Below are 11712 nucleotides of genomic sequence, written 5' to 3'. Positions count from 1 at the left end.
CCATGAATGCACCCACCCACGCCGCGAGCACCGCCCGGCACCGTATGCCGCGCCGTGGTGTGCAGGTGGCCCGCCGGGTATCCGTCGGCCTGGTTGCGGCAACGGTGCTGGCCGGAACGGGCGCCGGCTGGGTGTCCTACCACGGCGCGCTGGACGGCATCACCACGTCCAACGCGCTGGAAGGCGGCCCGGTCTCGTCCGGGGACACCGAGAACATCCTGATCATGGGGTTGGACAGCAGGCTGGACCAACACGGCAACCCACTGCCCCAGGATGTCTATGAAGCGCTGCACGCCGGTGACGAGACCGTGGGCGGCTACAACGCCAACGTTCTGATCGTGGTGCACCTACCCGGAAACGGTGGCCCGGCGACCGCCTTCTCGATCCCGCGTGACGACTACGTCGAGCTGGCCGGCTGCGACGTCAAGCCGTGCAAGGGCAAGGTCAAGCAGGCCTACGGCTGGGCGTACCAGCGCGAAATGGAATCGCTGGAGGCCAGCTCCGAAAACACCGCGCTGAACGAACAGCAGGCCCGTGAGGCCGGTCGGCGGGCCCAGATCGCCACGGTACGCAACCTGCTCGGCATTCCGATCGACCATTTCGTGGAGGTCACCCTCGGGGCGTTCTTCCAGATCGCCAAAGCTGTGGCGCCGATCACGGTGTGCCTCAACGCCGATACCGCCGACCCGTACTCCGGTGCCGACTTCCACCAGGGTGTCCAGCAGATCGACGCCGCGCAGGCGATGGCCTTCGTCCGTCAGCGCCGCGACATCAACGATGAGAACTTCACCGACCTCGACCGCACCCGCCGCCAGCAGGCCTTCATCGCCGCACTGGTATCGGCGCTCGGGAAGAGCGGCGCCCTGTCCAGTCCCACCATGCTGCGCGACCTGCTCAACGTCACCAAACAGAACGTCGCGCTGGATTCCGGGTTCGACCTCGCCAGCTTCGCCAGCCGGGCCTCGGCACTGACCGGCGCGCCACCCACCCTGTACACGTTGCCCATCAAGGAATTCGGGCAGAACTCGCTGGGCGAGGACATCAACATCGTCGACATCCCGACCATCCGGGCCATCGTGCACGACCTGGTCGCCGAACCGGGCAGCAACACCAATGCCCCGGCGGCGCCGACCCACGTCCTCGAAGGCCACGGCGCGGTGCTCGACGTGGTCAATGCCTCCACCTACTCCGGGCTGGCCGCGCAGCTCGAAACCACCTTCTCCGCAAACGGATTCACCCCGGGGCAGATCGGCGACGCGGAATCTCTGGCTGCGGTCAGCACGATCGACTACGGGACCGGCGCCGAGGCCGCGGCTCAATCGCTGGCCGACAAGTTGGGCGTGATCGCCACCCCGTCGTCCGAGGTGGCGGCCGGGACCGTGCAACTCACGCTCGGCACGGACTTCCCCGGCGACGAGTACCTGACCGGTTCGACCGAGTCGTCCTCGGAGGGTTCATCGGACTCCGCCTCGGATTCGACGTGGGACTCCAGCAGCGAGACGACGGAGGAAACCACCGCCAGCACACCGGTGACCACCGTGGCCGCGACCGCAACCGGCACGAAGTCCGCGGCACCGACCGACCTGAGCCAGATGAAGGTTTCCGGTGTGCCCTGCGTGAAATAGCTGACGCTACAGCGTGACCCGGACCTGCGTGCCGAATCCGGCCTCCGACGAGATCGCCATCGAGCCGCCCATGGCCTCGATACGGACCTGCAGCGAGGCCAGCCCGATGTGCCCCTCGGCGACCGACTGGGCCACCGACGACGGGTCGAATCCCCTGCCGTCGTCGGCCACGGTCAGCACGACGCGCTCGCCAGAGGGGTGCAACCCGACCGAAATCGTGCTCGCTCCGGCATGTTTGTTGATGTTGGACAGCAGCTCACGGGCCGCGCGGTACAGCAGCGCCTGGCCTTCGGGGTGCCCGACGTCTTCCAGATCCGCTCGCACCGTGATGTCGGGCCTGGTCTCGTACTGGCGCAACAGTTCCCGCACCGCCGGGGTGAGCCCCAGCTGGGCCAGCACCTGCGGATGCAGAGCGGTCACCGTCGAGCGCAACTCGACCGCGGTGTCCTGCAGGGCCGCATGGACCCGGTCCAGTCCCGGGTCGGAGATGCGTTCGCGGATCTCGTCGAGGTCCAGCCGCGCGGCCAGCAGGGTCTGCAGCGGTCCGTCGTGAAGATGTTCGGCCAGCTCGGCATTGCGCAGATGGTCGGCCCGGGTCGATTCCGACACCAGCTGGCGCCGGACCTCCATCAGCGAGCGCACCCTTGCCGAACGCCGCGCCAGCACGAACGACAACGCGGCCGACGCCACCGCGAGCCACGCCAGGAATCCCACGTGCATGTACACGATGTCGGGCAGGCCGACGTTGTCATCGCGCTCGGAATAGAGGATCCACACCGCCAGGTAGCCCAGTGCGGTGCTGGCGCCGAGCAGCGCCGTCAGCCACGGACGATCCTGGAACGCAACGGATATGGGCAACAGGAAGAACACCGGCAGCAGCGCCGCGGTGGCACCGCCCGACACCGCGCACAGGGCGACCAGCACCAGCACATCGACTGCGGTGGAGGCCCATTCGGCCCACGGCGGCATGGGCCCGCGGAACACGACCACCAACCACAGCACCGCCACGGCGGCATACACGCTCAGGATCACCGCGTACAGCACGGGCAACCAGTGGTCGACGTCCCACACCGAGACCAGCAGCACGATCAGGCCGATCAGCGGTAGCCGCAGCACCGCCGAGACCCGCACGGGCTGAGTGGTGAAGAACTCGACGACGCGCCCGCTCGACATGTCAGTCCAGCAGCCGGCGACGCATCGCCTCGGCGACTGCCGCGCCCCGATCGCTCACACCCAACTTTTCGTACAGGCGCTGCACGTGGGTCTTCACCGTGGACGGGGCAAGGAACAGCTCCTTGGCCATCGCCGGGATCGAACGGCCCTTGGCGATCAGGTCGAGCACCTCGCGTTCGCGCGGGCTGAGCACCGGCACATCGGGTTCGTTGCGGCGACGGATCTCACCGGCCAGTCCGGCCGCCAAGTTGGGATCGAGCACGTCGCGGCCCTTGGCACACGACAGCACGGCGTTCACCAGCTCACTGCGGGTGGACTCCTTGGACAGGAAACCGGCCGCCCCCTGCTGCAGTGCGGTGTAGACGATCGCCGACTCGTCATGAGCGGAAACCAGCAACACCCGCGTGGGCAGCTCGTCGCGGCTCACCGCGGCGGCCACCTCGGCGCCGTCGAGCTGTGGCATCCGGTAATCCAGCAGGGCCACCTGCGGCCGGTGGGTCCGGATCAATTCCAGTGCGTCGGCGCCGTTGTCGGCTTCGGCCACCACGTCGATCTCACCGCTCGAGGTCAAGGCCCGCACCACACCTTCGCGGAACATCGGGTGGTCATCGCCCACCACCACCCGCACCTTTTCGGCCATGCGCCTCAGCATGGCACAGCGCGGGTCGGTGATCAGCGCGTTTAGAGTCGGCAGTATGCATCTGGACGAGCTGCAGTGGTTCGTGGTGCTTGCCGAAACCGAGCATGTCACCGACGCCGCAGCCGAACTCGGCATCAGCCAGCCCACCCTGTCGCGGGCACTGGCCCGGCTGGAGGAACAGGTGGGGGTGCCGCTGTTCGACCGGGTCAACCGTCGGCTGCGGCTCAACGCCTACGGGCACATCCTGCTGGAGCACGCCCGCCGCAGCATCGCTGAAATCCGTTCGGCCACAGAGCGAATCGCAGAGCTCCGTGACCCGGATACCGGCACGGTGCGGTTGGCGTTCCTGCATTCGCAGGCCGGCTGGTTCGTGCCGGATCTGTTGCGAAGGTTCCGTGCCGAGGCGCCGTTGGTGCGCTTCGAGCTGTTTCAGGGCGCTGCTCATCACATCGTCGAACGGCTGGCCAACGGTGAGGCCGACCTCGCGATCACCTCACCGCGTCCGGACGGCTTTCGCTGGCGCGGACTGTACATGGAACGGTTGTGCCTGGCGGTGCCGCGCGAGCATCGGTTCGCCCGGCGGTCCCGGATCCGGCTGGCCGACGCCGGTGCCGAGTCCTTCGTCGCACTGGCGCCCGATTTCGGGTTACGCCAGCTCACCGACGAACTGTGGGCCGAGGCAGGCATCTCACCGCCGGTGGTGTTCGAGGCCATGGAGATCCCGACCATGGAAGGGCTGGTGGCCGCGGGTTTCGGGGTTGCGGTCGTGCCGGTGCCGCGACCCGAACGGGCTGAGCCCGGTGCCGCGTACATCCCGTTGTCGGAGAGTTCGGCCAAGCGCCAGATCGGCCTCACCTGGCACACGGACCGTCAGCTGCCGCCCGCCGCGGCGCGGTTCGCCGAATTTGTCATGCTTAATGCGCATGACATTGACTAAACTCATGCATTGGACACATCTTTGCTGACGTCCTACCGTCGTCTGAGTGTCCACTTCCCTGACTTCCGTCGACTGGCAGGGGCATTCACGTGGGTCCAGTGAGTACCGCCGCCTGCTGGCCGCGTTGTTCTGCGCCGGTGTCGCGACATTCGCACAGCTGTACTCACCCCAGGCCGTACTCCCGCTGATCGCCCGCGACATGGGCACCGGCGCCGCCCATGCCGCACTGACGATTTCGGCCGCGACCGTGGGCCTGGCGCTGGGCGTCATCCCGTGGTCGGCCCTGGCCGACCGGATCGGCCGGGTCCAGGCGATGACGATATCCATCACCGCCGCAACGGTTCTCGGGCTGATCGTGCCGCTGGCACCGACCGCCCCGCTGCTGTTGTCCGGCCGGCTGATCGAAGGGCTGATGCTGGGTGGTGTGCCCGCGGTGGCCATCGCCTACCTCACCGAGGAGATCGAGGCCGGTCATGCTGCCCGCGCGGCGGGCACCTACGTCGCGGGCACCACGATCGGCGGGCTGGCGGGACGCCTGGTCACCGGACCCATCGCCGAGTTCGCCGGTTGGCGCGTCGGCGTGCTGGTGGTCGCGGTGCTCTGCGGACTGTCGGCGTTCGCATTCGTCAAACTCGCCCCACCGGCGCGCGGGTTCACCCCGACCCGCACCCACAACCTGGCCCGGCGGCTGGCCGAGAACCTGCGCTCACCGCGTCAACTCGTGCTCTACAGCCAGGGCTTCCTGCTCATGGGCGGGTTCGTGGCGATGTACAACTTCCTCGGGTTCCGGCTGATGGCCGCACCGTTCGGCCTGCCGCAGACCGTGGTCAGCCTGGTGTTCCTGGCCTATCTGTCGGGTACCTGGGCCTCGGCCCGCGCCGGCGCCGAGGCCACCCGGTTCGGCCGCAAGACCGTGCTGCTCGGCTCGATCGCCACGATGATCGCCGGCGTCGCGATCACGCTGGCCGGCAACGTCATCGTGGTGCTGATCGGGCTGGTGATCGCCACCGCCGGGTTCTTCGGTGCGCATGCGATCGCCTCGGGCTGGGTCGGCGCCGCGGCCGGTGACGGCAAGGCGCAGGCGTCCTCGCTGTACAACCTCTTCTACTACGCGGGTTCCAGCGTCATCGGCTGGGCCGGAGGGCTGGCGTTCGATGCCGAGGGCTGGCCGGCCGTGGCCGGCACCGTGATGGGCCTGGCCGTCCTGGCCGGGGTGCTGGCCTGCACGCTCAGCCCCAACTACCAGAGCTCGATGTCCCGGCCGTACTCCGACTCCGGGCGCGGACCGAAGTAGCGCCGCTGCGACTCCTCGATGAGGACGTCGTTGATGCTGGCCTCCCTGCGGGCCATCAACCCCTCAGGCGTGAATTGCCACAGCTCGTTTCCGTAGCTGCGGTACCACTGGCCTTGCGCGTCATGCCATTCGTACTGGAACCGCACCGCCATCCGGTTCTCCCGGAACCCCCACAAGCTCTTGCGCAGTACGTAGTCCAGCTCGCGCTCCCATTTCGCGGTCAGGAACTCCACGATCTGTTCCCGTCCGACGATGTGCAGGTCGCGATTGCGCCACTGCGAGTCCGGCGTATAGGCCAGGCTGACCCGCTCCGGGTCGCGGGTGTTCCAGGCATCCTCGGCGGCTTGAACCTTCTGGAGCGCTGTTTCCAGAGTGAAGGGCGGGAAAGGCGGGCGAGCGTCGGGCGGGATGGGGGGCGGCGTTCCAGACATGCCACCTTTCTACCTGTTTAACCATGTGGCTATCGTGGCTGGCATGGACTTCGCGATGTCGGCCAAAGCGGCTGATTACCACTCCCGGTTGACCGACTTCATGACCGAGCACGTGCTGCCGGCCGAGGCCTCATATCACGCCTATCGCGAGGAGAAGGGCCCCAAGGACCACACGGTGCCGCCGGTGGTCGAGGAGCTCAAGGTCAAGGCGCGCGAGCAGGGCCTGTGGAACCTCTTCCTGCCCTCGGAGTCCGGCCTGACCAACCTGGAGTACGCGCCGCTGGCCGAGCTGTCCGGGTGGAGCATGGAGATCGCTCCCGAGGCGCTCAACTGTGCGGCCCCCGACACCGGGAACATGGAGACCCTGCACCTGTTCGCGAACGAGGCGCAGCGCAAGCAGTGGCTCGATCCGCTGCTCAACGGTGAAATCCGCAGCGCCTTCGCCATGACCGAACCCGCCGTGGCGTCGTCGGACGCCCGCAACATCGAGACCACGATGCTGCGCGACGGAGCCGACTATGTGATCAACGGCCGCAAGTGGTGGATCACCGGCGCGGCCGATCCGCGCTGCAAGATCCTGATCGTGATGGGCCGCACCAATCCCGACGCCGCGTCGCACGCCCAGCAGTCGATGATCCTGGTGCCCGTCGACACCCCTGGCGTCGACATCCAGCGCTCGCTGCCGGTGTTCGGCTGGCAGGACCAGCACGGGCACTGCGAGATCGTGTTCGACAACGTCCGGGTGCCGGCCGAGAACCTGCTGCACGAAGAGGGCTCTGGTTTCGCCATCGCGCAGGCCCGGTTGGGGCCGGGCCGAATCCATCACTGCATGCGCGCTCTCGGGGCCGCCGAGCGTGCCCTGGCCCTGATGATCGACCGGGTGCAGAAGCGCGTGGCATTCGGTAAGCCGCTGGCCGAACAGGGTGTGGTGCGGGAGTCGATTGCCAAGTCCCGCAACGAGATCGACCAGGCCCGTCTGTTGTGTGAGAAGGCTGCCTGGACCATCGATCAGGAAGGCAACAAGGCCGCCCACGTGCTGGTGTCCCAGATCAAGTCGGTGGCCCCGCAGATCGCCTGCAACGTCATCGACCGGGCCATCCAGGTGCACGGCGCCGCCGGAGTCAGCGACGATGTCCCGCTGGCCCGGCTCTACGCATGGCACCGCGCGATGCGCCTGTTCGACGGACCCGACGAGGTCCACATGCGCACCATCGCCCGTGCCGAACTGGGCCGCGAGAAATCGCCTCTGGCGGCGGTGATCGCGCAGTGACCGTCGAACTGGGAGAACTGTCGGGGGCGTGGAACTTTCGCGACGTCGCCGAGATCACCGCAATCCGTCCGGGGCTCCTCTACCGCTCGAGCCAGCTCAGCCAGCTCTCGGATGACGGCCGGGCGGTATTCCGCCGGCTCGGCATCACCGACGTCGCCGATCTGCGCTCACACCAGGAAGTGCAGCGACAAGGCACCGGGCAGGTACCCGACGGTGTGGCGGTTCACCTGCTGCCGTTCCACCCCGACGACCCGTCGAACGACGCGCCGCACGAAAGCACCTTCCAGCGGGTGATGTCGGAATCCGCCGAGGGCGAGGACATCGCCACCGCGGCGCGCCGGTACATGACCGAGGTGTACGAGGAGTTCCCGACGCTGCCGGGTGCGCACAGCGCGGTGCGTGAGGTGATTTCACTTCTGGGACAGGAACGTCCGGTTCTCGCGCACTGCTTCGCCGGCAAGGACCGGACCGGTTTCACCGTGGCCACGGTGCTGGAGTCCGTGGGCGTCGACCGCGACCGCATCTTCGAGGATTTCCTGGCCAGCAACGGCGCGATCCCGTCCCTGCGAAACCGGATCATGGAATCGGTGCGGGCCCGGGCACAGGAAGCTCCGGAGATGATCACCTTCGCCGAGGCGCGGTTGACCGACGAGGTGCTCGGTGTGCGCGAGGAATACCTCGCCGCCGCGTGGAAGAAACTCGACGAGGCGTACGGCTCGGTGGGCGGTTTCTTCGAGGCGGCCGGGGTGACGGCAGACGAACTCGCGGCGCTGCGGGCCGGCCTGGTCGGGTAGGACACGCCCAGCTCCATGTTGACTTTGAGCTGACGCTGCACTTTTACGGGTAGCGGTGTGCGTGGTGTCAAGGTCAACGGACACCGCCGCGCGCCGGTCAGGCCGGGCGGGCGGCGGCCAGACTCACCGCCACCTCGTCGGTCACCTTCATCGCACCCATCAGCATCGAGTACTGCTTGAGCCCGAAATCGCTGTGTCGCACCACGGCCGTGCCGAGGACGGACTCGTCGGACACCTCGACCTCGACGTTCTGCTCACCGGAGTGGCCGGCGAGTTCGAGAACGCCGACGATGCGTACGCCGGCACCGGAGCGCGACATCGAGGTGGACCGGAAACGAGCCTGCGGAAACTTCTTCGCGCGCAGTGTCTTCAACGCGTTGGATCGGATCAGACCCTTTTCCGCACCCGTCAACGGCGTCATGCCGCCCTCGCCGCGCAGCACGTCGAACGAATCCAGGTCGACCGTCACTTCCACCGCCGACGGTGATTCGCCGTCCCATTCGACCGTCGCGTGCCACGAACGCATCGCGATGGTCAGCCGATGACCCATGCGTGACGCGCTGCCCGTCACACCGGTGCGCAACAGCAGCTCACCCGAATCGGGGCCCAGGGTCCAGGCCGTCACGACGCGATCACCAGGCCGGTCACCCAGGCGATGGTCGCCAGCAGCGCCCCGGTCAGCTCGACACCGACCGACAGCGCAACACCCTTGAGCGCGTGCACAGTTGACGTCCAGGCCCGCCGATAGTCGCGACGTGCGGACAACTCCGCCAGGTACACACCGGCCACGAAACCGATCACCAACCCGATCACCGGGATGACGAAGAAGCCGATCAGGCCGAGCACACCACCGGCCACCAGACTCCAGATGCCCACCTCTGCGGCCCGCATGCGCCGGACCGGCCACACGTACTTGATCACCTCGGCGGTCACGAAGAACACTGCCGCGACACCGAGCGTCACCCACGCGACGGTGGTGTGCTCGACGACCGCCCACACCGCGATCGCGGCGAACACCAGGAAACCGCCACCGGGCAGGACGGGCAGCACGATGCCGACAAGGCCGATGGCGATGACGAGCGCGACGAGAACGACGCCCCACGTGCTCACGGCGTGCTCAAACGTTTCTGCCCGCGCACCCACTGCATGGTGCCCATGGTCTTGGACCGCACCCGCTCCAGACCCAACCCCTCGAACCGGTCGGCGAGCTCATCCTCGGAGAAGAAGCGCGCGCCGCCCTTCGACAGCAGCTTGGCCGGCCCGCGAGTCGTCGCGGTGGGCACCATGACCGCGATGCGTCCGCCGGGTCGCAGCACCCGCACCATCTCCGCCAACGCCGCCTCGGCGTCGGGGATCAACTGCAACACCGCGATTGACGTCACCGCGTCGAAGACGCCGTCCCGGAACGGGAGTTTCTGGGCGTCGGCGCGCAAGAATCCGACCTGCCGGCTCGCTTCGGCCTCGACCGCGCGCGCCAGCATCGGCTCCGAGATATCCACACCGAACGCGAATCCGTCCAGCCCGGCCGACCGAGCCAGCGCGGCCGTCACGTTGCCCGGGCCGCTGCCGACGTCGAGCGCGAGGCCGCCGGGTGGGATGTCCAGCCATTCGGTGGGCTCCTGCCACGCCGTCATCACCTTGCGACCGAGAGCCTGGGCGTTGTCGTAGAGCATCGACCCGACCGGCGACGCCCATACCTTCTGGATGAAGCCCGCGTTCTTGGGGGCGTCACTGCCCTCGCCCAAGAGATCGAGGTATCCCTTGCCGACGTCCGGCTCGGCCGGCGGATCGATCAGGAGATCAAGTGCCTTGCGCAGTGCTCCACTCGATGCGGTGTCCACACCTCTACGCTACGCACCGAGTTGGTCGGCGAGGTCGACAAAATCCGTCGCGACGATGTCGAAGCTGTCGGACGCGACGTCGTGCGGGGCGCGATCCGGCCCGTACTCCAGAGGCCGGGCCACGTACGCGGTCCCGAGCCCGGCCGCACGGGCGGCCCGCAGGTCCGAGGGATGGGCCGCGACCAGCGTCAGCTCCGCGGGAGCGACGTCGAGCAACTCGGCGCAACCGAGGTACGCCTCGGGGTCGGGCTTGTAATGCCGGAACAGCTCGGCCGAGATCACGCAGTCCCACGGCAGCCCGGCATGTTTGGCCATGTTGGTCAACAGCGAGACGTTGCCGTTGGACAGCGTGGTGATGACGTAGCGCTGCTTCAGCCGGGTCAGCCCGGCCACCGAGTCGGGCCACGGGTCCAGCCGGTGCCACGCTCGGTTGAGGTGGTCGATCTCGGTGTCCCCGGCCGGGATGCCCGCGGTGCCGAGCAGGTCGACCAGGATCGCGCGATGCAGATCGTCGATCCTGGTCCACGGCAGCTCACCGCGGCGCACCCGATCCATCGCCGGGGCATAGCCGGCCCGCCAGCTGTCGGCGAAGGCCGGCCAATCCCGTTGCAGCCCGTGGCTTTTGCCGAAGGCTTCCAGCTCGCCGATGATGCTGGACCGCCAGTCGACGACGGTCCCGAACACATCGAAGGCCAGGGCTTTCATCTGGGCTCGATGTTCTTCGCGCAAGCGCTCATCAGCCGGGCTCCAGAACGAGCTTCCCGCGCACCTGCCCATTGGCCAACGCATCGAGTGCGGCCGCGCCCTCCGACAACGGGAACCGCACCGGTGCGGGCGGACGCAGCCCGTCGGCCACCAACTTGTTCAGTTCAGCCCCGACCTGTACCTGGGCCGCCGGGTGGCGCCGCACGAACTCGCCCCAGCCGACACCGACCACGCTGACGTTGCGCAGCAGCAGCCGGTTCACCTTGACCGTCGGGATCCCGGCGCCCGCGGCGAATCCGATCACCAGCAGCCGGCCCTCGGGGGCCATCACCCGGATCGCGTCGTCGAAGGCTTCGCCGCCGATCGGGTCCACCACCAGGTCGACACCCTGGCCGCCGGTGGCTTCCATGACGGCCTCACGCCAGCCATCGGCTAGCGGCAACACCACGTCGGCCCCGAGCGACGATACGAACTCCTCGGCCCCGGACCGGTGCACCATGGCAATCACCTTGGCGCCCATGGCTTTGGCCAACTGGATCGACGCGACGCCGATGCCGCCCGCCGAACCGAGCACCAGGACGGTCTCCCCTGCCACCAGTCCGCCGCGACGAGCCAGCGCGAACTGCATCGTGTAGTAATTGCCGAGCAGTGACGCCGCCTGGCCGTCGTCGAGACCGTCGGCGGTGGGGATCACGTTGGCAGGCAGGGCCATCACCTGCTCGGCGTACCCGCCCAGCATGGTCATGGCGGACACCCGCTGGCCCGGGGTGAACCCCGAGCCCTCGGGTGCCGAGCGCACCGTTCCGGCCACCTCCATGCCTGGCGTGAACGGCGGTTCCAGCCGCAGCTGGTACTCACCGCGCAGCAACAGCAGATCGGGGAAGCAGACGCCTGCGGCGCCGACGTCGATGACCACCATGTCGGAGGACACGGGGTCGTCGACGTCGACGTACGCCAGCCCGGCGGTACCGGTAAGTGCCTGCGCTACAAGCGCTTTCACCA

General features: G+C 68.0%; 13 protein-coding genes. 5 read left to right on the top strand and 8 right to left on the bottom strand.

Features of this window, described 5'->3' with window-relative positions; genetic code table 11:
* Window positions 1-2 precede the first annotated feature (2 nt).
* Window positions 3-1625 carry an LCP family protein gene (locus G6N57_RS06535; protein WP_077741800.1) on the top strand — a complete coding sequence of 541 codons (1623 nt, stop codon included), beginning with the start codon at window positions 3-5 and terminating at the stop codon, window positions 1623-1625.
* Window positions 1626-1631: 6 nt separating this feature from the next.
* Here the strand turns inward: G6N57_RS06535 and G6N57_RS06530 are convergent, their stop codons facing one another.
* Together G6N57_RS06530 and G6N57_RS06525 are read right to left on the bottom strand one after the other, a co-directional pair.
* Complete coding sequence (locus G6N57_RS06530) at window positions 1632-2798, bottom strand: sensor histidine kinase (protein ID WP_077739772.1); 1167 nt, start codon at window positions 2796-2798, stop codon at window positions 1632-1634.
* Between the two features lies 1 nt (window position 2799).
* Window positions 2800-3438: a response regulator gene (locus tag G6N57_RS06525; RefSeq protein ID WP_234815871.1), complete on the bottom strand. Its 639-nt coding sequence runs from the start codon at window positions 3436-3438 to the stop codon at window positions 2800-2802.
* A gap of 55 nt (window positions 3439-3493) precedes the next feature.
* Between G6N57_RS06525 and G6N57_RS06520 the strand changes: the two genes are divergently transcribed.
* Window positions 3494-4375 carry a LysR family transcriptional regulator gene (locus tag G6N57_RS06520; RefSeq protein WP_077739770.1) on the top strand — a complete coding sequence of 294 codons (882 nt, stop codon included), beginning with the start codon at window positions 3494-3496 and terminating at the stop codon, window positions 4373-4375.
* 46 nt (window positions 4376-4421) lie between these two features.
* Complete coding sequence (locus G6N57_RS06515) at window positions 4422-5669, top strand: MFS transporter (RefSeq protein ID WP_234815870.1); 1248 nt, start codon at window positions 4422-4424, stop codon at window positions 5667-5669.
* On the opposite strand, the gene G6N57_RS06510 is transcribed toward G6N57_RS06515, so the two are convergent.
* Window positions 5615-6100: a nuclear transport factor 2 family protein gene (locus tag G6N57_RS06510; RefSeq protein ID WP_077739769.1), complete on the bottom strand. Its 486-nt coding sequence runs from the start codon at window positions 6098-6100 to the stop codon at window positions 5615-5617. The genes G6N57_RS06515 and G6N57_RS06510 overlap by 55 nt on opposite strands.
* 43 nt (window positions 6101-6143) lie before the next feature.
* Between G6N57_RS06510 and G6N57_RS06505 the strand changes: the two genes are divergently transcribed.
* Window positions 6144-7370 carry an acyl-CoA dehydrogenase family protein gene (locus G6N57_RS06505; protein ID WP_162563927.1) on the top strand — a complete coding sequence of 409 codons (1227 nt, stop codon included), beginning with the start codon at window positions 6144-6146 and terminating at the stop codon, window positions 7368-7370.
* Window positions 7367-8164 (top strand): tyrosine-protein phosphatase, encoded by a 798-nt coding sequence (locus tag G6N57_RS06500; RefSeq protein ID WP_077739767.1) that lies wholly within the window; start codon window positions 7367-7369, stop codon window positions 8162-8164. The genes G6N57_RS06505 and G6N57_RS06500 overlap by 4 nt, the downstream gene beginning before the upstream one ends.
* Before the next feature lie 97 nt (window positions 8165-8261).
* On the opposite strand, the gene G6N57_RS06495 is transcribed toward G6N57_RS06500, so the two are convergent.
* From G6N57_RS06495 to G6N57_RS06475, 5 genes are read right to left on the bottom strand one after another with little or no spacing between them, the layout of a single operon-like run.
* On the bottom strand, window positions 8262-8789 hold the full coding sequence (locus G6N57_RS06495) for a YceI family protein (RefSeq protein ID WP_097926317.1): 528 nt from the start codon (window positions 8787-8789) through the stop codon (window positions 8262-8264).
* Window positions 8786-9274: a DUF456 domain-containing protein gene (locus G6N57_RS06490; RefSeq protein ID WP_077739766.1), complete on the bottom strand. Its 489-nt coding sequence runs from the start codon at window positions 9272-9274 to the stop codon at window positions 8786-8788. The genes G6N57_RS06495 and G6N57_RS06490 overlap by 4 nt, the downstream gene beginning before the upstream one ends.
* Window positions 9271-10005 (bottom strand): methyltransferase domain-containing protein, encoded by a 735-nt coding sequence (locus G6N57_RS06485; protein ID WP_077739765.1) that lies wholly within the window; start codon window positions 10003-10005, stop codon window positions 9271-9273. Before G6N57_RS06485 ends, G6N57_RS06490 begins: the two co-directional genes overlap by 4 nt.
* 9 nt (window positions 10006-10014) lie before the next feature.
* Window positions 10015-10710, bottom strand: coding sequence for a haloacid dehalogenase type II (locus G6N57_RS06480; protein ID WP_077739764.1), 696 nt, complete (start codon window positions 10708-10710; stop codon window positions 10015-10017).
* Between the two features lie 31 nt (window positions 10711-10741).
* A complete protein-coding gene (locus tag G6N57_RS06475; RefSeq protein WP_077739763.1) occupies window positions 10742-11710 on the bottom strand; it encodes an NADPH:quinone oxidoreductase family protein in 969 nt (322 codons plus the stop codon).
* Window positions 11711-11712 lie beyond the last annotated feature (2 nt).

This window comes from Mycolicibacterium boenickei, from assembly GCF_010731295.1.
Classification (GTDB): domain Bacteria; phylum Actinomycetota; class Actinomycetes; order Mycobacteriales; family Mycobacteriaceae; genus Mycobacterium; species Mycobacterium boenickei.
This window is presented reverse-complemented; position numbering and strand designations above follow the sequence as displayed.